The organism is Mesorhizobium sp. M1217 (genome assembly GCF_040318275.1).
Lineage (GTDB): Bacteria > Pseudomonadota > Alphaproteobacteria > Rhizobiales > Rhizobiaceae > Mesorhizobium.
Genome location: NZ_JAMYMA010000001.1, coordinates 451,452 through 471,793 on the forward strand (window position 1 = coordinate 451,452; position 20,342 = coordinate 471,793).

General features: G+C 62.9%; 17 protein-coding genes. 9 read left to right on the plus strand and 8 right to left on the minus strand.

What is annotated here, in order from left to right; translation table 11 throughout:
- Window positions 1-31: 31 nt before the first annotated feature.
- Window positions 32-448, minus strand: a complete 417-nt coding sequence (gene dksA, locus NKH37_RS02320; protein ID WP_023717816.1) for an RNA polymerase-binding protein DksA — start codon at window positions 446-448, stop codon at window positions 32-34.
- Window positions 449-707: 259 nt separating this feature from the next.
- On the opposite strand from dksA, the gene NKH37_RS02325 reads away from it, so the two are divergent.
- The 4 genes from NKH37_RS02325 to NKH37_RS02340 all read left to right on the plus strand — a co-directional run bounded on the left by NKH37_RS02325 (window position 708) and on the right by NKH37_RS02340 (window position 4,487).
- Window positions 708-1,211, plus strand: coding sequence for a SixA phosphatase family protein (locus tag NKH37_RS02325; protein WP_352844136.1), 504 nt, complete (start codon window positions 708-710; stop codon window positions 1,209-1,211).
- A 64-nt stretch (window positions 1,212-1,275) separates the two neighbouring features.
- On the plus strand, window positions 1,276-2,754 hold the full coding sequence (locus NKH37_RS02330; RefSeq protein WP_352844138.1) for a YcjX family GTP-binding protein: 1,479 nt from the start codon (window positions 1,276-1,278) through the stop codon (window positions 2,752-2,754).
- Window positions 2,751-3,845 carry a YcjF family protein gene (locus NKH37_RS02335; RefSeq protein ID WP_023717819.1) on the plus strand — a complete coding sequence of 365 codons (1,095 nt, stop codon included), beginning with the start codon at window positions 2,751-2,753 and terminating at the stop codon, window positions 3,843-3,845. Before NKH37_RS02330 ends, NKH37_RS02335 begins: the two co-directional genes overlap by 4 nt.
- Before the next feature lie 87 nt (window positions 3,846-3,932).
- The gene (locus NKH37_RS02340) at window positions 3,933-4,487 is read left to right on the plus strand and encodes a hypothetical protein (RefSeq protein ID WP_023717820.1); all 555 of its coding nucleotides are present in this window, start codon (window positions 3,933-3,935) and stop codon (window positions 4,485-4,487) included.
- Between the two features lie 62 nt (window positions 4,488-4,549).
- Here the strand turns inward: NKH37_RS02340 and NKH37_RS02345 are convergent, their stop codons facing one another.
- A complete protein-coding gene (locus NKH37_RS02345) occupies window positions 4,550-4,816 on the minus strand; it encodes a hypothetical protein (RefSeq protein WP_023717821.1) in 267 nt (88 codons plus the stop codon).
- A gap of 230 nt (window positions 4,817-5,046) precedes the next feature.
- On the opposite strand from NKH37_RS02345, the gene NKH37_RS02350 reads away from it, so the two are divergent.
- Window positions 5,047-6,882, plus strand: coding sequence for a monovalent cation:proton antiporter-2 (CPA2) family protein (locus NKH37_RS02350; protein ID WP_353004206.1), 1,836 nt, complete (start codon window positions 5,047-5,049; stop codon window positions 6,880-6,882).
- 20 nt (window positions 6,883-6,902) lie between these two features.
- Window positions 6,903-7,451, plus strand: coding sequence for a DUF924 family protein (locus tag NKH37_RS02355; RefSeq protein ID WP_031193615.1), 549 nt, complete (start codon window positions 6,903-6,905; stop codon window positions 7,449-7,451).
- 25 nt (window positions 7,452-7,476) lie between these two features.
- Here the strand turns inward: NKH37_RS02355 and folK are convergent, their stop codons facing one another.
- The 3 genes from folK to folP are packed head-to-tail and all read right to left on the minus strand — an operon-like array spanning window position 7,477 to window position 9,190.
- Window positions 7,477-7,998 carry a 2-amino-4-hydroxy-6-hydroxymethyldihydropteridine diphosphokinase gene (gene folK / locus NKH37_RS02360; RefSeq protein ID WP_023717824.1) on the minus strand — a complete coding sequence of 174 codons (522 nt, stop codon included), beginning with the start codon at window positions 7,996-7,998 and terminating at the stop codon, window positions 7,477-7,479.
- A complete protein-coding gene (gene folB, locus NKH37_RS02365; protein WP_023717825.1) occupies window positions 7,982-8,341 on the minus strand; it encodes a dihydroneopterin aldolase in 360 nt (119 codons plus the stop codon). The genes folK and folB overlap by 17 nt, the downstream gene beginning before the upstream one ends.
- A gap of 3 nt (window positions 8,342-8,344) precedes the next feature.
- Window positions 8,345-9,190 (minus strand): dihydropteroate synthase, encoded by an 846-nt coding sequence (folP, locus tag NKH37_RS02370; RefSeq protein WP_353004204.1) that lies wholly within the window; start codon window positions 9,188-9,190, stop codon window positions 8,345-8,347.
- 96 nt (window positions 9,191-9,286) lie between these two features.
- Here folP and NKH37_RS02375 point away from each other — a divergent pair, with 96 nt between their 5' ends.
- Window positions 9,287-9,904: a DUF922 domain-containing Zn-dependent protease gene (locus NKH37_RS02375; RefSeq protein ID WP_353004202.1), complete on the plus strand. Its 618-nt coding sequence runs from the start codon at window positions 9,287-9,289 to the stop codon at window positions 9,902-9,904.
- A 214-nt stretch (window positions 9,905-10,118) separates the two neighbouring features.
- Window positions 10,119-11,600 (plus strand): MDR family MFS transporter, encoded by a 1,482-nt coding sequence (locus tag NKH37_RS02380; protein ID WP_023717828.1) that lies wholly within the window; start codon window positions 10,119-10,121, stop codon window positions 11,598-11,600.
- A 26-nt stretch (window positions 11,601-11,626) separates the two neighbouring features.
- Here the strand turns inward: NKH37_RS02380 and NKH37_RS02385 are convergent, their stop codons facing one another.
- The 3 genes from NKH37_RS02385 to NKH37_RS02395 form a co-directional block, all read right to left on the minus strand.
- Complete coding sequence (locus NKH37_RS02385; RefSeq protein WP_023717829.1) at window positions 11,627-12,655, minus strand: NAD(P)/FAD-dependent oxidoreductase; 1,029 nt, start codon at window positions 12,653-12,655, stop codon at window positions 11,627-11,629.
- 82 nt (window positions 12,656-12,737) lie between these two features.
- Window positions 12,738-13,058, minus strand: a complete 321-nt coding sequence (locus tag NKH37_RS02390) for a 2Fe-2S iron-sulfur cluster-binding protein (RefSeq protein WP_006334837.1) — start codon at window positions 13,056-13,058, stop codon at window positions 12,738-12,740.
- A gap of 97 nt (window positions 13,059-13,155) precedes the next feature.
- Window positions 13,156-13,524, minus strand: a complete 369-nt coding sequence (locus NKH37_RS02395) for an Hpt domain-containing protein (RefSeq protein WP_023717831.1) — start codon at window positions 13,522-13,524, stop codon at window positions 13,156-13,158.
- A 285-nt stretch (window positions 13,525-13,809) separates the two neighbouring features.
- Here NKH37_RS02395 and NKH37_RS02400 point away from each other — a divergent pair, with 285 nt between their 5' ends.
- Complete coding sequence (locus NKH37_RS02400) at window positions 13,810-20,196, plus strand: apolipoprotein A-IV repeat region-like domain-containing protein (protein WP_352482227.1); 6,387 nt, start codon at window positions 13,810-13,812, stop codon at window positions 20,194-20,196.
- The last annotated feature ends 146 nt before the right edge of the window (window positions 20,197-20,342 follow it).

Genomic DNA, 20,342 nt, shown 5'->3' on the forward strand with positions numbered 1-20,342 from the left:
TTACCGATGCCGCTCTGTTTTTCCCGCCGACTCAGTCGTCGCGGTACACCTTCTCGCGCCGCTCATGGCGCTCCTGTGCCTCGATCGACAAGGTCGCGATCGGGCGCGCGTCGAGCCGCTTCAGCGCGATCGGCTCGCCTGTCTCCTCGCAATAGCCGTAGGTGCCCTCGTCAAGGCGCTGGAGGGCGGAATCGATCTTCGAGATGAGTTTTCGCTGGCGATCGCGGGCGCGAAGTTCGATGGCGCGGTCGGTTTCTGAGGAAGCCCGATCGGCGAGATCGGGATGGTTGGCGTTTTCCTGCTGCAGGATTTCGAGGGTTTCGCGCGCTTCGCGCAAGATGTCGTTCTTCCAGGTGACGAGCTTCAGGCGAAAGTAGGATTTCTGCCGCTCGTTCATGAACGGCTCGTCTTCGGAGGGTACGTAATCGGCGGTAACGATGTCGTTCATTCGACTCACCCAACAAACCCCAAATTTGGCGCCTATATATTCGCGGACCGAAAACTGCACAAGGTCAATCGACGACTGTTTCACGCAATTGTTAGTCCCGGACAAACGGCATCCGCGATGCCCTTTTTGCGAAGAATACGACCGAATTCATACATGATTCGCTATGCTTGAAGGACGCTTGCCATTGCGCACGGAGCTCTTCTGATGGCAAATCCTGCGGCGTATTGACGGGTTCGGTGCCCGGCACAACGGGGATCCGGTGACCAGACTTTACCTGCTGAGGCATGCGAAGGCCGGCTGGGCGCTGCCCGGCGTCGCCGACTTCGACCGCCCGCTCGATACATCTGGCTTCGCCGATGCCGAAGCGATGGGCGTGCTGATGCGTTCTCGCAAATACGTACCGGGCCTCACCCTGTGCTCAAGCGCCAGGCGTGCCCGCCAGACGCTGGAAAGCTTAGCTGGCCATACGGACACGGGCCGGGTGCTGTTCTTTGACGCGCTCTACAACGACGATGCCGCCGCGTACCTCGCTGCCGTCCGGCAGAATGGCGGGCTGGACGCCCTGCTCGTCATTGGCCACAATCCGATGATTGAGGATCTCGCCATGGCGCTCTCAGGCGACGGCAACGAGACCGCGCGGGCCATGCTGAACCACGGCTTCCCGACCTCCGCACTTGCGGTGGTCCGGTTCAACGGCAGTCTTGCGGAGGCTGCGCCTGGCGCCGGCTATCTCGAAGCCTTCCTGACGCCTGCCGATATCTGAGGCCATTTCAAAGCCGCGCCTCAAAGCCTATATCGGTGGCTGACCGGCCCCGCGAGAACAGATTTTGGCATCATCGCTGACGACTTTCACCGACGAGGCGAAGATCGCCTTGGATACGTTGTCAGGCCGCGCTGCCGGGCTTTTCGCTCCGTCGCTGCGTCTTGGCGTGACCGGGCTGTCCCGCGCCGGCAAGACGGTGTTCATCTCGGCCCTTGTGCACAATCTGGTCCATGGCGGACGCTTGCCGCTGTTTGAGGCACAAAAATCGGGGCGCATCGCCAGGGCCTTTCTCGAAGAGCAGCCGGACGACGCCGTACCACGCTTCCAGTACGAGGATCACATCGCGGCTCTTGTCGACGACCGTGTCTGGCCGGACTCGACGCGTGCGATTTCCGAACTGAGGCTCACCATCGAATACGAATCGGCCTCCGGTTGGAGCCGCATGTTTTCCGCCGGCAAATTGTCCGTCGACGTCGTCGATTATCCCGGCGAATGGCTGCTCGACCTGCCGCTGCTCGGCAAGTCCTACGCCGATTTTTCGCGTGAGGCCTTCGAGATGGCCGTGTTGCCGGTGCGTGTCGATCTTTCGCGGGAATGGCAGGCGCTCTCTGCCTCCGTCGACCCCAACGCCGACGCCGACGAGATGACGGCGCGCCGTCTCGCCGAGAGCTTCGCCGCCTACCTCAAGGCCTGCAAGCTTGACGAGCGGGCGCTTTCGACCCTACCGCCCGGCCGCTTCCTGATGCCCGGCGATCTTGAAGGATCGCCGGCGCTGACCTTTGCGCCGCTGCCGAAACTCGGCCTCGGGCGCGCCCGCTACGGATCGCTGCAGGCGATGATGGAGCGGCGCTACGAGGCTTACAAGACGTATGTCGTCAAACCGTTCTTTCGCGAACACATCACGCGCCTCGACCGGCAGATCGTGCTCATCGACGCCTTACAGGCATTGAACGCCGGCCCCGGTGCGATGGCCGATCTGGAACGCGCGGTCACCGAAATCCTGTCCTGTTTCCGGCCCGGCCGGGGCAACTTCCTGACCGACCTGTTTTCAAGACGCATCGACCGCATATTGGTGGCCGCGACCAAGGCCGACCATCTGCACCACGAAAGCCACGACCGGCTGCAGGCGATCGTGCGGCGGCTTGCCGACCGCGCCGTGGCGCGGGCGAATTTCACTGGTGCCGACGTCGACGTCGTCGCCATGGCGGCCATGCGCGCGACTCGGGAAGGCACGGTCAAGCAGGGCCGTGAGACTTTGCCGGTCATTATCGGCACGCCACTGCGTGGCGAAAAAATCAATGGCGAAACCTTTGACGGAAAGACCGAAACAGCCATATTTCCCGGTGATTTGCCGGAGAAAGTTGATGCGGTGTTCGATGGTTTCGAATCGAAGCACCAGCAGAACGATGACGACCCGGCGATCCGCTTCGTGCGCTTTCGCCCGCCGAAACTCGAGCGCACGGCCGAGGGCGTGACGCTGTCGCTGCCGCATATCAGGCTCGACCGCGCGGTGCAGTTCCTGATCGGAGATCATCTCGCATGAGCGCGCCCCGCAGACCGGCGGCCTTTCGCATCGAGCCGGAGCCCCAGCCGAAGGTAGATCCGACGGCTCGCCATTCCGGGGCCGAGGCCGCGCCGGCGCGAAAGCCGCGTAACGTGAAGGCGGATCTTGCCGTGGTCACACCGGCGGAGATCGACGTCTTCGACGAGCCTGATGTCGTCGCTGCCGAACCGCCGCCGGCGATTGCGCCGCGAAAACGTTCGCTGCTTGGCTGCCTGTTCTTCGGCGCGCTGGGCGTTCTGGTTTCGCTCGCCCTTGGCCTCTGGACCGACCAGCTGATTCGCGACCTGTTCGAGCGCGCCGAGTGGCTGGGCTGGCTGGCGGCCGGAATGGCATTGATCGCCATCCTGGCGCTTGTGGTCATCCTTATCCGCGAATTCGTGGCGATTGCTCGCCTCGCCGAGGTCGAAAAGTTGCAGAAGCGGGCGCTCGATGCGATTGCCCGCGATGATCCGAAGGCCGCCCGCGCCGTGGTCGACGAGTTGTCGGCATTTGTCGCGGCCAAGCCCGAAACCGCGGCCGGCAGGCGCTCGCTGGCCGAATTGCGCGGCGAGATCATCGATGGCGGCAATCTGGTGCGGCTGGCCGAGACCGAGATCCTCGGCCCGCTCGATGCCCGCGCCAAGATGATGATCCTCGAAGCGGCGAAGCGCGTGTCCCTGGTGACCGCGGTCAGTCCGCGCGCGCTGGTCGACGTCGCTTATGTCGTGTTCGAAGCCGGCCGGCTGATTCGCCGTCTGTCGGAGCTCTATGGCGGCCGCCCCGGCACGCTAGGCTTTTTTCGCCTGGCGCGCAGCGTTCTCGCCCATCTCGCGGTCACTGGGTCGATCGCCGTCGGCGACAGTTTCGTCCAGCAGATCGTCGGCCATGGCCTTGCGGCTCGGCTCTCGGCCAAGCTCGGCGAAGGCGTCGTCAACGGCATGATGACGGCGCGCATCGGCATTGCAGCGATGGAAACGGCAAGGCCCCTGCCCTTTAACGCCGTCAGGCGTCCAGGATTGGGCGATTTCCTTTCCGCGCTGACCTCCTTTGCGGCAAAGAAAGAAAAAGAAACATCCGCTTCCGAGACGTGACTACCGCCTTGGGGTGACAAAGCATTAACCAATCTTGTTCATGGTCGGAAGCGTCCAAACCAGTCTCTTTGTTGCCGGGTGTCGTCGATGAAAAGCGTTATTTTGTCCAACGTGCTGCACGTGGCGCTCGCCCTTGTCGCAACCATCGGCATTGCCGGAAAGGCTTCGGCGGCGGAACCGGACAAGCAGTTCTTTCGATCGGTCGAGGGCAAATGGGTCGGCCCCGGAGAAATCGTTGCCGGCAAATACAAGGGCACGAAATTCACCTGCAGCTTCATTGGCTCGACGCCTGACGGCAAGGTCGGCATGTCGCTCGACGGCGGCTGCCGGGTCGGTATGTTCACCCAGCAGATGTCGGCAACGATCGAACACATGGGCCGGCAGGGCTACAAGGGCAGCTTCATGGGCGGGGCCGCCGGCTCCGGCCTCGACATTATCGGCGGCAATGTCGTCGATGCGCACAAGGTGGTTTTCACCATTAATCGTAATCAGTTGCGCGGCGTGATGCAGGCGCTTGTCCCCGACGACAATTCGATGACGGTGACCGTTGCCGTGCGGGTCGACCAGCAGCTGGTCCCGGTCATCGGTATGAAGTTGAAGCGGATCGATGCAGTCGAGGTCGGCTCCATAACTCCGAACTGAGCTTTCGGCGTGAAAAGGCGGCAACCAAACGCCGCCGCCGTCCTTGACATGCAGATGGGTGCTCAGCCCTTGATCGCTGCAATCAACTCGTCATAGGCCTTGCAGGCCTCGGCTGCTGTCGTGCCGCCCTGATACTTGGTTGTGACCGCCTGGACCTTGGCTGTGAGGTCGGCTGCCTTGGCCGGATCCTTGGTGATAGCAGCCTGAAGTGCCGCAGTCATGTCCTGAGCCTTCTTGGTCAGCATCTCGGTCGTGCACTCCGGCGCCTTCGAACAGGCAGAGCCGGCAAGTGCCGCGATGCCAACGGCAACCAGCAAAAACTTCTTCATGTCAGTCATCTCCTCAAAAAGGGCCGTGACTTGATCGTCGCTCACCCTCCACTGGCCGAAGCCGGGCGTCCTTAGCGCCGGATAGCGAAAACAAGCAACGCCTGGAAGGCCATTATCCTGTGCAGTGCGCCTGCAATATCGCCTGCACAATGCGCCGGATTCACACTGTTCGATCCGCTCCGAAGCCCCTATCTTGGCCGCTTGACTCCCAGGAGAGCGGAAGGGCAGGCATGGCGGCAGAGGCATCGAACAGCGATCTGATCCAGGTGGTGGCGCTGCTTGCCGCCGGCGTCGTTGCGGTGCCGATCTTCAGGCGCATGGGACTTGGCTCCATCCTCGGCTATTTGGCGGCCGGCGTCGTGATCGGCCCATTCGGGCTGCGCGTCTTTTCCGAATCGGAAGCCATTCTTCATGTCGCCGAACTCGGCGTCGTCATGTTCCTGTTCATCATCGGGCTGGAGATGCAGCCGTCACGCCTATGGGGCCTGCGCCGCGAGATTTTCGGGCTTGGTGCGCTGCAGGTCGGCGTCTGCGCGGTTCTGCTGACCGGCGTCGGCCTGGCGGGAGGTTTCCCGATCGCGCAATCCTTCGTCGCTGGCGCCGGTTTCGTACTCACCTCGACGGCAATCGTCATGCAATTGCTGGAAGAACGCGGCGATCTGGCAACGCCCAAGGGCCAGCGCATCGTCTCGGTCCTGCTTTTGGAAGATCTGGCCATCGTGCCGCTGCTGGCGCTGATCGCCTTCCTCGCGCCGGGCGGCGCCGATATGAGCCTGTCGGATAGGTTGACGGAGGTCGGCATCGGCCTTGCCGCGATCGTCGGGCTGGTAGTTGCCGGGCGCTATCTGCTCAATCCGTTCTTCCGTATCCTGGCGGATGCGCGCGCCCGTGAGGTGATGACCGCAGCTGCCCTTCTGGTCGTTCTCGGGTCAGCGCTCGCCATGCAGCTTTCCGGCCTGTCGATGGCCATGGGCGCCTTCCTGGCCGGCGTGCTTTTGTCGGAATCGACCTTCCGCCACCAGCTGGAGGCCGACATCGAACCGTTCCGCGGCATTCTGCTCGGGCTGTTCTTCCTCGCCGTCGGCATGTCGCTCGACCTGCATGTCGTCGTCGTCAACTGGCAGCTCATTGCCATCTATGTCGTCGCCTACATGGTGATGAAGGCGATCGGCATCTATATCGTTGCCCGCGTCCTCAAAACCGACCATCGGGAAGCGCTCGAGCGCGCCGTCTTCATGGCGCAAGGCGGCGAATTCGCCTTCGTCCTCTATTCCGCGGCGGCTGCGGTGGGCATTATCGACGGCCAAGCCAATGCGATGCTGACCGCCATTGTCATCATTTCCATGGTGCTGACGCCGTTGGCGATCATTGCACTGCGGTATCTGACGCCGCGCGACGAGCAGTCGCTTGAAGGCGTCGATGTCGCCAACGGCCTGACCGGCAGCGTGCTGATCATAGGCTTTGGCCGGTTCGGCCAGATCGCCAGCCAGCCGCTTTTGTTGCGCGGCATCGACGTGTCGATCATCGACAACGAGGTCGAAATGATCCAAGCAGCGGCCGATTTCGGCTTCAAGGTCTATTACGGCGACGGCACGCGGCTGGACATCCTGCGAGCCGCGGGAGCCGGGCGGGCACGCGCCGTGCTGATCTGCGTTGACAAGCCCGATGCCGCCGTGCGCATCGCGGAACTGATCAAGACGGAGTTTCCCTTGCTGACAGTGCTGGCACGGGCGTTCGACCGCGGCACCGCGTTGCAGCTCATTCGTGCCGGCGTTGACTATCAGCTCCGCGAGACGTTCGAATCGGCGCTTGTCTTCGGCGGCTCGACGCTGGAAGCCCTCGGCGTCGACCCGGAAGAGGTCGCCGAGGTAGTCGAGGACGTCCGCCGCCGCGACGCTGCCCGTTTCGAGCTTCAACAGGCCGAAGGCATCCGCGCCGGACGGCGCTTCCTCAAAGGCAATATTGGCACCCCCATCCCGACGCCGCTCAGCACACCACGCCGCGCGGGTCAGGCGCTCAATGAGGAAACCGCCGGCGTGCTGCAGAAATCCGAGCCGGCCGATTAATCCTTGGGAAGATGCGAATGATGGATGAACTGGACGAACGCGCGCTCTCCGTCACCAGATTCTGGCGCCACGCCGGGGAGGACGCATGGTTCGAGAAGAACGACGCTTTTGATGCCGACTTCCGCACCCGGTTTCTCGATCTGCACTTCGCCGCCGCCCGCCGCGAATGCGACGGCTGGTCCGAACACGCCGAAGGGTCGCTGGCACTGATGATCCTGCTCGACCAGTTTCCGCGAAACTGCTTTCGCGGCACTGGCCACATGTACGCCACGGACCCGCTGGCGCGGCATTTTGCCGGGAAGGCGATCGCTGCCGGCCATGACTTGGCGCTCGACGAAGAGCTCCGCGTCTTTCTTTATCTGCCCTATGAGCATTCGGAGGATCTCGCCGATCAGCTCAAATCGATGGAGCTTACCGCCGCCAAAGCCCCGTCCTATCTGAAATATGCCGTAGAACACCGCGACATCATCCAGCGCTTCGGCCGCTTTCCACACCGAAACAGGATGCTTGGCCGGGAGACGACACCGGACGAACAAATGTTCCTCGACGGTGGTGGGTTTTCCGGCTGATTTTCGGCCACCGATGGCGGCAGCGTCAGGTCTTCCACCATTTCCGGCCTGACGGCAGCCGTTCAATACCCGACGTGTCGACGGCGGCCAGTCGCTCCGACACGCTCTTGCCGTCGACCACAAGCTTCGGTGCAATTTCTGCCAGCGGTGCCAGCACGAAGGCGCGCTCCAGCATGCGCGGATGCGGCACCTCCAGTCCGGTCTCGTGGATGATGCGGTCACCGAACACCAGAATGTCGATGTCGATCAGGCGCGGACCCCAGCGCTCCTCCCGCACCCGCTTCAGTTTTCGCTCGGCGTCGAGGCAAAGGTCGAGCAAAGCCCGCGGCGCAAGCGCGGTCGAGATCTCGGCCGCCGCATTGAGGAAATCCGGCTGATCGAGCTTGCCCCAGGGCGGCGTTCGGTAGAGCGACGAAACGGCAACGACGCGCGTGCTCTCGTCGGCATCCAGAATGCCCAGTGCCGCAGCCATCGACTTCGCCGGATCACCGAGATTGCCGCCAAGGCTGAGATAGACGGTGTTGTTGTTACTATTCTGGCCAGACAACGGTCACCTCGACATGATCGAGCACACCCGGCACCGGGGCGTTCGGCTTGCGCACGGTGATCTCGGCCTTTTTGATCTGCGGAAACCGCGCCGTCAGCGCCCTCGCCACTTCGAGCGCCAGCGCTTCGATCAGAAAGCGCCGCTCGCCGGTAATGATCTTTTCGATGACCGCAAAGGCGATGCCGTAATTGACGGTGTCCTCGATAGAATCGTCGACCAGCGCCCGCCCGGGGTCTACCGTGAGCGCCGCATCGACATAAAAGCGCTGGCCGAGCGTCTCCTCTTCGTCCAGCACACCGTGCCGGGCGAAGAAGGCGCAGTTCTTCATGCGGATGACATACATGGCTCAGCTTTCCCCGATCTCACGTGCCAGCATAGCATCGGCAATAGCCAACGCATCCACGTTGATTGCGACATCGTGGACGCGAAAAAGATGCGCGCCTTTGAGCCTCAGGATGACGCTTGTGGCGGCGGTTCCGGTGCCCCTTGCCGCTGCGTCGCGGCCGGTGACGGTGCCGATAAAGCGCTTTCGCGATGTGCCGGCCATCAGCGGAAAGCCCAGCGCACGAAGCTCGGAAAACCGTGCCATCAGGTCAAGGTTTTCCGCGGCTGTCTCCTTGGCGAAGCCGAAGCCCGGATCGAGCACGATGTGGTCGTCGGCAACACCGCTCCGTTGCGCGATTTCCAGCGACTTCCTGAGGAAGAAGAGCTGATCGGCAATCACGTCGGGCAGTTTCTGCCGGTCCCGTCCCGTGTGCATGATGACAAGGCCGGCGCCGGTTTCGGCAGCGACGCTGGCAATGCCCGGCTCGCGCTGCAGGCCCCAGACGTCGTTGACGATATGTGCACCGGCTTGGACGGCAAGCCGCGCCGTATCCTGGCGATAGGTATCGACCGAGATCAGCGTTCCGCCAGACGTCGCGAGCGCCTCGATGATGGGCACTATGCGGGCCTGCTCTTCCTTTGCAGAAACCGGAGAGGCACCGGGACGCGTCGATTCTCCGCCGATGTCGATGACGGAGGCTCCCTCCTCCACCATACGGCGCGCCTGGTCCACCGCTTTTTCCGGGGCATCGAACAGCCCGCCGTCGGAAAAACTGTCCGGCGTGACGTTGAGGATGCCGACGACGATGGCCTTGCCGCCAAGGTCAAGATGGCGCCCATGCGCCAGCTGCCATCGCCCTGTCATCATTGCCCATCAACCATGTTCGATCCCACGTCATGACCGGGGATCAATTCCGTTGCGCCGGAGACGGCGGTAAAGCAAGGTGGGCAAAGAGGCAACACGATGAAACGATCCCTCCTCTGCGCCCTGATGCTCGCTCTGACCGCATTCCCGGCCGGCGCTACGACTCTCGTCAAGACATATAGTTATTTCCCGATCGGCGGCAGGACGCTCGACGACATCGGGACCCAGCTGTCGAAACTCGGGCCTCAGGTGAAAAGCACCGGGTCGCGGCATCCCGGCGCCACCCAGATGGCGTTCACCACCCGCGTCAGTTATGCGCAAAAGCCGGGCTCGTGCTGGATTGCCGACGCTGCCGTTACCGTCAAGGTCAAGGTTATCCTTCCCGAGTGGCGCCGCCCGCGCAAAGCCGATGCAGGCGTCAAGCTGTTCTGGGAGACTTTGTCCTCCGACATCAAGCGCCATGAGGAACGCCACGTCGAGATTGCCAAGAACCATGGCCGCGAACTAGAAGACGCCTTGAAGGCGAGCTACCCTGAAAAGACCTGCGAATTGGCCAAGGCCAAGGCCGCGAAAATTACAGCGGCCATGCTTGCCAAGCACGACCAGGACCACATGCGCTTCGATCGTGTGGAAAGCGTCAATTTCCAAAGCCGCATCCTGCGGCTTTTGCACTATCGCATCGAGCGCATTGAGAATGGACGGCTCGCTCCCGGCTGAACTCCGCGTCGGACAAAGCCAAATTTGGAACAAAGCCAATTTGGCGAAGCATAGTGCCAGCTTCGAAAAACTTTCGAGCCGCTGTCGAAATCGGCCTATAGCGAACGACATATGCCAGGTTCGCAGGGATCAGCCTCCGGCAAACGCCAATCGGCGTACTAGATGCTTCCCAGCCCGTCGCGGAAGTGCACGCAGGCATAATGGATGAACGGATATGGACCAGGCTATCGACAAGCAAGCGATGGTGGAAACCAGCACGCCGCTGACCGAAACCGAGAAAAACGCCATCATCGGCGGCGTGCTTTTGTCAATGCTGCTGGCGGCGCTCGACCAGACCATCGTCGCGCCGGCGATGCCGACGATGGCACGTCTGCTCGGGCATGCCGAATATCTGCCGTGGATCGTAACCGGCTATCTTCTGACCGCGACCGCAGTGGCGCCGCTCTACGGCAAGATCTCCGATATCTATGGCCGCCGGCCGACCGTCTATGCGGCAATCCTGATCTTTCTCGCCGGGTCGCTGGTCAGCGCCACGGCCCCCAACATGCTGGTCCTGGTTGTCGGCCGGGCGATCCAGGGCGCCGGCGGCGGCGGGCTGTTCGCCCTGACGCAGACCGTGATCGGCGACCTCGTGCCGCCGCGCGAGCGGGCTCGCTACGCCGCCTGGATTTCGGGCACCTGGGCCGTCGCCAGCATCGCCGGGCCGCTGCTCGGCGGCACCTTCGCCGAACATCTGCATTGGTCGCTGATCTTCTGGATCAACATTCCGCTCGGCCTGCTGGCGATGGCGATCATTAACAATCCGCTCAAGAAGCTGCCGATCGCTGCAAAACATCACCGCATCGACGGCCTCGGCGCGCTGCTTCTGGTCGCGGCCACCTCGCTGCTGCTGCTTGCCTTGAACTGGGGCGGCAGCGAGTATCCGTGGCTGTCGCGTGAAATCCTTGGACTGCTCGCCTGCTCAGCGGTGTTCTGGAGCGCGTTCGCGCTGCGGCTGATGCGCGCGGCCGAACCGCTGATCTCGCTGGAAGTGCTCGGCAATCCGATCGTTCTCGCCGGCACGTTGTCGATGTTCCTGCTGCAGGCCGCCAATGTCGGCTTGTCGGTCTATCTGCCGGTCTACCTGCAATCGGTCGTCGGCCTGTCAGTCAGCGAATCTGGCACCGCGTTGCTTGGGCTGATGCTCGGCACGGTGGCCGGTGCGACATTCAGCGCGCGAATGATCCCACGCTTTTTCCACTACAAGCGCATTGCCATGGTCGGAACTGTTTTCTCGATCCTGTGCCTCGGCGTGCTCAGCCTGGTCGCCGGGCATGCCTCGCTATTGCTTGTCGAGGTGTTGACGACCTGCATAGGCCTGGGCACAGGCACGACCTTTCCGGTTGCCACTGTCTCGGTCCAGAACGCCGTCGATCGCATGCACCTTGGCGTGGCGACCGGCGTTCTCACCTTCCTCCGCTCGCTGGGTAGTGCGCTTGGCGTCGCCATGCTTGGTGCCGTCGCCCTTGGTTACGGGCTGCCGCTGGCCAGCGAAGGCACGCAGACGGCCGGCCATATCGCCTCAGCCACGCCGTTCGTGATGATCTTTCTTGCCGCCGCCGCGACCTTGCTGCTGTCGTTCATCACGCTCTGGCTGATGCCGGAGAAAACGCTTCGCGGCCATGCCGAGGCTTCGGCCCCAGCCCTGGCGGAGTAGACCGGCCTGGTGAAATCCGGCGAGCTTCAGTCGACCACGCCGAGCTTCTTCTGCAGGCTGGTCGACGAAGTCGTATACTGGAACACGATGCGCTCGCCGGGGCTGATGATGCGCTTGGCTGCCTGTGCCATTAGAGCGACCTCATGGAAGCCCGACAGGATCAGCTTCAGCTTGCCGGGGTACCAGTTGATGTCGCCGACGGCGAAGATGCCGGGCACCGACGTCTGGAATTTTTCGGTGTCGACCGGGATCAGGTTTTCGTGGAGATTGAGGCCCCATTCGGCGATTGGGCCGAGCTTCATCGTCAGGCCGAAAAATGGCAGCATCCGCGTGCACGGCACTTCGACATCGCCCTCCGGCCCCTTGATCGTGGCGGAGGCTAGCTGGCCGTCGCTGCCGGTCAGGCCCGTCACCTGTCCGACTTGGAATTCCAGCTGCTTCATCTCTTGCATGGCATACATCTTGTTGACGCTGTCGGGCGCTGCCCGGAATTCGGGCCGCCGATGCACCAGCGTCACGCTCTTGGCCACCGGCTGCAGGTTCAGCGTCCAGTCGAGCGCCGAATCGCCGCCGCCGACGATGACGAGGTCATGGCCGCGAAAGTCCTCCATCCGGCGCACCGAGTAGAACACGCTCTTGCCTTCATAGGGTTCGATGCCTGGAATCGGCGGCCGTTTCGGCTGGAAAGAGCCGCCGCCGGCGGCAATCACCACAATTTTGGCTTCGAACACCTCGTTTTCGTCGGTAGTGACGCGGAAGCTGCCGTCCTCCAGCCTTTCCAGGCTCGAAACCATGCGGTTATAGGTGAATTCGGGCTTGAACGGCGCGATCTGCTCAAGCAGCTTGTCGACCAGACCTTGCGCCGAGATCGAGGGCCAACCCGGAATGTCGTAGATCGGCTTTTCCGGGTAGAGTTCGGCGCACTGCCCGCCGGGCCGGTCGAGTATGTCGATCAGATGGCACTTCATGTCGAAGAGGCCGAGCTCGAATACGGCAAACAGGCCGACAGGCCCTGCCCCGACAATGAGTACGTCCGTCTTGGTGATAGCGGTCATGAAGCATGCGCCTTTATGGGAAAACGGCGCGACACTGCATGACCATTGGTCCGCTGCCAAGCGGCAGCGGCAAAAATCGGCTTCAGCCTTGGCGGGCCGGCACGCGCACGACCAGCCCATCGAGGGCGTCGCGCACCTTGATCTGGCATGACAGCCGCGAATTCGGCTGGACGTCGTAGGCGAAGTCCAGCATGTCTTCTTCCATGGCTTCCGGCTCGCCGACCTCCGCCGTCCAGGCTTCGTCGACATAGACATGGCAGGTCGCGCAGGCGCAGGCGCCGCCGCATTCCGCTTCTATTCCCGGCACCGCATTGCGGATCGCATTTTCCATGACGGTCGAGCCGTTTTCGGCATCCACGTCAAAATGCGTGCCGTCATGGGCGATGAAGGTCAGCTTGGTCATTTGTCACCTGAAGGGAGTCTGAGCCGACATAATCACTCTGCCAGACAAGTCAACTGCGGCGCGAAAGCGCCGCTGCGTGGCGTTTTGGGAATAAGTTCTATCGGCTGATGGCGGCGACGAAGTCGCGCACTTCTTCGATCAGTGAGCCAAGGCGCTTCAGCGTGCTGGCGTCGTCGGGCCGGCATTCGATCGCACTGGCGCAATCGGCAATGGCGAAGGCGCCGACCCCGCGCGCCGAGCCTTTGAGCCCGTGCGCCAGTAGCAGCCGCTGCCTGACATCCGCATCGACGATCTTGTCGCGCACCGATAGCGCCTGCTGCACGAACAGTGCCAGCACCTCTTGCTCGAGGCTCCGATCGCCCATCGTCTGGCGCGCAAGATGCGCCAGATCGATCGGCCGCGCCCCAGCTGTCCCTGACACGTCACCGCCGGGCATCGAGAAGGCAATGCCGTTTTCGCCACGTATCACTTTGAGACTCCGTTCTTCGACCGCCGCAAAAAATAGGCGTATCCGGTGGACAACGGGTTAATGATTGACCCGGAAAAATGTCGCGATAACGGCGCCGGAATCACGGCTGTGTTAACCTTATATTTAAAGTTTTACGTATCGGACGGAATGCATGTTTTCTTTACCCCGCTGTGTCATTACGATACGACAGGTCCATTTTCAGCCTCCTGCGCGGGACACGCTAGGCAGAATCAATAAGCACAACCATAAGTCCCACGGCAGCTTGTACAGGGTAGCGAAGGCATGGCGAAGAAACCAACGACGACAAAAACGCTCGACAGCGACGTAGCCAGGGAACTCGAAAAGGCACTTGATATCGATCTGAGCGGCGATGCCGGCGGCGACTTCGACATCGCGGCATCCATGGAAGATCTGGAAGCGCAGATATCGCAAGCCGCCGACGAACTGGCGCGCGAAGGCCGCAGCCAGAACGAGGCGCCTGCCCCCGACCAGGCCCAGAATGCAGCACCCGCCGCCAATCAAAGCCAGAACCTAAATCCCGCGCCAAAAGCCAAGCCGGCTGAGTTGCGTCCCGTCGCAACGCGCAATGGCTCGCAGCCGCCAGCTTTCTCGCCGGCCAACGACGATCGTCAAAAAGACTATAAGACGCTCCTGCACACCCTCAACCGGCGCGCCTCGAACACGATCTATTGGGTCGTGGCTTTTGTTTCGCTGGCCTGGATCGCCGGCGCCGGTGGCCTCGCGAACCTGTTGTTCGGACCTGGCATCTGGAACATCCGCACCTTCGATCAGTTTTTCGCCCGTCCCGAGCTGATCGGCCTGGCGGTCGCGGCAATCGTGCCCGTCATCCTGTTCTGGGCATTCGCAGTGATGATTCGCCGCGCTCAGGAGATGCGCCTTGCCGCGCAGTCGATGACCGAGGTGGCCTTCCGTCTGGCCGAGCCGGAAAATCTTGCCCAGGATCGCGTCATGATGATCGGCCAAGCGGTTCGCCGCGAGGTGGCGGCCATGGGCGAAGGCATCGAACGCACGCTTGCGCGCGCCGTCGAGCTCGAAACGCTGGTTCACAGCGAGGTGAACCAGATCGAGCGCTCCTATTCGGAGAACGAGTCCCGCATCCGCTCGCTGGTCGACGGGCTGGGCAGCGAGCGCGAAGCGGTCGTCACCCATGCCGAGCGTGTGCGCGCCTCGATCACCGGTGCCCACGAGACGCTGAAGGACGAGATCAACGCCGCCAGCGATATCATTCGCGACAGCATTCTCAACGCCTCGACCAAGCTGTCGATGACGATCAACGAATCCGGCGACACGCTGATCGACAGGATCAACGGGAGCTCGATGTCGATCTTCGATTCGGTGGAAGGCCGGCTCGAATCGATCACCGACCGGCTGTCGACGTCGGGCGAGGCCTTCGCCAGCCTGCTCGACACCCGCATCGCCAAGCTGACGGACACCACCGATGGCCTGACGCGGTCGCTGACCGACCTGCTCGACGACCGCACGACCGGCATGGTGTCGCTGCTCGGCGGTGCCGCGCGCACACTCAATTCCGAATTCGAAGCCAGCCTCAACGGCATCGAGCGGACGCTTGCCGAACGTGGCCAGGCGCTGATCAGCGAGTTCCAGACCCGCGCCGAGGCGCTCGACACCGGTACGCAGAAGCTCAACGCCGCGCTGGAGGCTCGCGCACGCCAGATCAACGAGACGCTGGTCGAGCGTGCGCGCGAAATCGCCCACACCTTCCAGGATAGCAAGGAGACGCTGTCGGCGATGATCGATCAGGGCAAGACCCAGATCGGCGCCGACATGGCCGACATCATCTCATCGACCTCGACCATGCTCGAAGCCCGCGCCGGCGATTTCGCCGGGCGCATGGAAGCGGCGCGCCATGTCGTATCGCGATCGTTCGATACGGACATCCAGCGGCTTGCGGATGCTCGCGCCGGCATCGAGGAAGCCGTCGAAAACCACAGCCGCAAACTTTCCGAAAGCCGCGACCGGATGGCGGCGGCAATGCAGGCCGATCTGGCGAAGTTCGCCGAGGGCCGCGCCGAAATCGATGCGGCGGTGACCAACCAGGTGCAAAAGCTTGCCGAAGGCCGCGGCCTGATCTCGCGCGCCCTTGAAGAGGATCTGCGCAAGGTCAACGAATCGCGTGCAGCGATCGACGCTTCGCTGGGCAGCCATCTAGAAAGCCTTGAAGAGGGCCGCAACCGGCTCGCCCAGGCCTTGAACGAAGACTCTGGAAAACTCGTACAAGCCCGCACGATCATTGATGAAATGGTTGCCGGGCACGTCGGAAAGCTCGCCGAAGGCCGCAGCATTCTTTCGCGCGCGCTCGAGGCCGACCTCGGCAAGCTGGCAGACAGTCGCGCCAGCATCGACGGCCTTGTCGCCGGTCAAGTCGAAAAGATCGCCGAGGGTCGCGCCATACTCGCCAGTGCGCTGGAATCCGACATCGCCGGCATCAATGGCCTCATCGAGGCCCATTCGGCGAAATTGGCGCAAGACCGCAGCGGTCTTTCCCAGTCGCTCGAGAACGACCTGTCCGACATCAGAGGTCTGATCGCCGATCATTCGGGCAGGCTCGCCGATGATCGCAGCCTGCTTTCGAAGACGCTTGAAGACGATCTTGCCAAGCTGGCCGAAAGCCGGTCGAGCATCGACGGGCTGGTTGCCGGCCAGGTCGAGAAGCTTGCCGAAGGCCGCGATATCCTCAAGCGCGCGCTGGAATCGGACCTGAACGCGATCAAGGGCGTCATCGCTGGCCAGTCCGAAAAGCTGGCGGAAGACCGTGGCCAGCTGTCACGGGCACTGGAGAGCGACTTGGAGGCTGTGCGCGGCGTTGTCTCCGATCACATGAACAAGCTCGCGGAAGACCGTTCGACGCTGTCGAAGGCGCTCGAAGACGATCTCGCCAAGTTGGCCGAAAGCCGCTCGAGCATCGATGTGATGGTTGCCGGCCAGGTCGAAAAACTGGCAGAGGGCCGCGACATCCTCAAACGCGCTCTGGAAGCCGATCTGAGCACCGTCAAGGGCGTCATTGCCAGTCAATCCGAGAAGCTGGCGGAGGATCGCGGTCAGCTGTCGCGCGCACTGGAGACCGATCTCGAGACCGTGCGGGGCGTCGTCTCCGAACATATGAACAAGCTCGCCGAGGACCGTTCGGCCCTGTCGAAGGCGCTCGAGGACGATCTCGCCAGGCTGGCAGAAAGCCGGTCGAGCATCGACGGGCTGGTTTCCGGTCAGGTCGAGAAGCTGGCCGAGGGCCGCGACATCCTCAAGCGCGCGCTGGAAGACGATCTCGCCAAGCTGGCCGAAAGCCGCTCGAGCATCGACGGGCTGGTTTCCGGCCAGGTCGAGAAACTGGCCGAAGGCCGCGACATCCTCAAACGCGCTTTGGAGGCCGATCTCAACACAATCAGGGGCGCCATCGCCGACCAGTCGCAGCTATTAACCGACAATCGCGCACAGTTTTCGCGCGCCCTAGAGGCCGATCTCGGCAACGTCAACAGCCTTGTCGCTACCCACGCGGAGAAGCTCGTCCAGGACCGCTCGACCCTGTCGAAGGCGCTCGAGGACGATCTCGCCAAGCTGGCCGAAAGCCGCTCGAGCATCGATGGGCTGGTTGCCGGCCAGGTCGAGAAGCTTGCCGAAGGCCGCGACATCCTCAGGCGCGCTCTGGAAGCCGATCTGGAGAGGCTTGCATTGAGCCGCAGCGAGGTCGACGAGATTGTCGCCGGTCATGTCGGCAAGCTGACCGAGGGCCGCGACATGCTGACCCGCGCATTGCAGGACGATCTCTCCAGGCTCGCCGACACGCGCAAGGATGTCGACCGTTCGCTGTCCGGCCATATCGACCAGATCGCCGCCAGGAGCACCGACATCTCCGATGCCATCGCTGCCGACGTGGAAAAGATCGAGCAGGCGTTCAGCCGGCAGACAGGCATCATCGAGGAGCGCGCCAGCACCATGGAGCGGGCGCTGTCGACGGGTGTCGACAACGTTCGCAGTGTGCTCGAAAGAAGCGCGGTCTTCGTCGCCGGGGCGCTGCGCGAGAAGGTCATGGAAGTCACCAGCGCTCTGCATGAGCAGGCGGGCGCTGCATTCAGCGATGCCGACCGCAAGATCGCCGAGCGCGCCGAGCAGACCTCGGCCGCTCTGCTCGCCAGGGCGGAGGACATCGCCCGCACCTTCGAGGAGGCGGATCGTCGCCTCGCCGCCCGCGCCGAGGATACGTCGAGCGCACTGATTGCCCGCGCCGACGACACGTCGAACACCTTGCTCGCGCGCGCCCAGGAGACGGCCGATCAGCTGGCAACCCGAGCAAGTGAGATTGCCGGTACCTTCGACGCGGCGGACCACAGGCTGGTCTCTCGCGCCATCGAAACGGCCCAGTCGCTGGCTGCACGTGCCGGCGACATCTTGCGCAATTTCGAAACAGCTGACGAGCGGCTGGGCGTGCGCATCGGCGAATCCGCCGAAGCTCTCGCGGCACGTGCGTCGGATCTCGGCCGCATTTTCGATGCCGCCGACCAGCAACTTATTTCGCGCATTGCCGAAGGCTCCGAAGCACTTTCGGCACGTGCGTCCGAGATCGGCCGCATCTTCGAGGAGGCCGATCATCGCCTGGTGTCCCGTATCGCCGACAGCAGCACCGCAATCGGCGAACATGCCGACAACATTGTCGGTGCCTTCACCAGCACCGAGCAGCGGGTTGCCGAACGCGCCAGGCAGACTGGCCAGGAACTCGCCGTCCATGCCCGTGAAATCGAGCAGCTGCTTGCCGGTGCCGACGAACGCCTGGCCTCGAGTGCTGCCGCCACAGCGGCCCGCGTCGAGGAGCAGGTCGCCAGCGTCGAGAACCGCCTCGCCTACACTGCCGAGACAATGGGCCAAAAGCTCAACGAACAGGTCTCGAACGCCGAGGCGCAGTTAGTCTCGCGTGCCAACACGATCGCCGAAACCTTCACCGCGGTCGGCCAGCATATCGGCCAGAGCACCAACGACGCTGCAAAGACCATCGGTGCCAATACTCGCGAGCTCAGTACGATGCTTGCGGCACGTTCGGCCGAAATATCGAAAATCCTGGACGAGACGGCACGGCCTCTGGTCGAGCGCTTCGCCCAGGGCGGCTCCGAGCTGCAAAAGAGCATGGAAGAGGTCACCGAACGTGCGACAGAGAAGCTGCGCACTCAAAACGCCGCCCTCGTCGACGCCCTCGCCAGCCGCACGGCCGAAACTCTGTCGGCCGTCGAAGGCGCGCGCTCGACGCTTGCCGACAGCGTTGCCGACCTCATCGGCCGCATGACCGCCTCCAGCTCGCAGCTCGGTCAATTGATCGAGCAGGCGGCGACCAATCTCGGCCAGGTCGACGAACGCCTGACTGGGAGCACGCAAAGCTTCGCGGCGACCACGGAAAAGACCGCCCAGACTTTCGCCAGCTCGGCGCGCCTTGTCGATTCGAACACGACGCGGCTCACCGAGCTGTCGTCCTCGACCTTGCGCGAGGTTGCCTCTATCGCCACCAAGTTCGACGAGCACAGCCGGTTGCTGTCCAGCGCCTCGGATCTGCTGAGCTCGGCCCAGAGCAACCTCGAGCACACGCTCGAAAGGCAATCGTCGCTGGAGGACCTCGCCGTCGGCCTTGTTAAGAAGTCGGAAGATCTCGAACGGGTCATGCGCTCGTTCGAGAATCTGGTCGGCCAGACGCTGCAGAACGCCGAAGGCAAGACGCTGGAATCCGCCGACAAGATCCGTGCCGCGATTTCCGAAGTGGTCGATTCGGCTACCAAGCGCTTTGCCGATGCGACCGAGGAAATGCGGCGCACCGCCGGCTCGATCAAGAGCGAGCTCGACCTCACCCGAGCCGAGCTCAAGAAAGGCGTCATCGAGATGCCGGAAGAGGCAAAGGAATCAACCACGGCTATCCGCCGTGCCGTTTCCGAGCAGATCAACGCGCTGAAGGAACTTTCTGAAATCGTTGCCAAATCTGGCCGCAGCGCCGACAGTTCGGAACAGCGCAACCTGCGTCCGGCGCCGCAAGCGCCTGCCGCACGCGCCGCCGAGCCGCCACGCCGCCCGGCTCCGGCTCCGGAACAGCGCCATGCACCGCAGGCGCCTTCGGGCGAGACGGCGCTGCGCGGCACGCTCGACCTCGAACGTCCCGCAGACACAGCGCTGCGCCAGCGCGACCCCAACGGCCGCACGCCGCAAGGCGGCTGGGTGCGCGACCTCCTGACCGGTGCATCGCGCGAAGACGACGCCAAGCCGGCGGCGCCTGCCGAAGCGCCGCGCCCGGCTCCCGCTCCGCGTTCGCCGCTTCATGTCGTGGAATCGCTGAACTCGCTCTCCGTCGATATCGCCCGAGCCATCGATCACGATGCCTCGATCGAGCTGTGGAACCGATACCGGCGCGGCGAGCGCGACGTCTTCACGCGCCGTCTTTACACGCTGAAGGGCCAGCAGACGTTCGACGAGATCCGCCGCAAATATCAGTCGGAGGCGGAGTTCCGCGCTGCTGTCGATCGTTACTGCGACGATTTCGAAAAGCTGCTCAAAGACGTGTCGCGCAACGACCGCGACAACATCATGGCGCAGACCTACCTGACGTCGGATACTGGCAAGGTCTACACCATGCTGGCCCACGCCAGCGGCCGCTTGCATTGATCAGACGACAATGGAACATGAAAAAGGCGGGAAATTCCCGCCTTTTTCGCGCCGTGCTGATCTTGATCCTATCAACGCATGAAGCGACACCCCAGGATGCGTTCAAATGACGAGGCATCCTGCTCTATCTGTTGTTTAGCCGCATT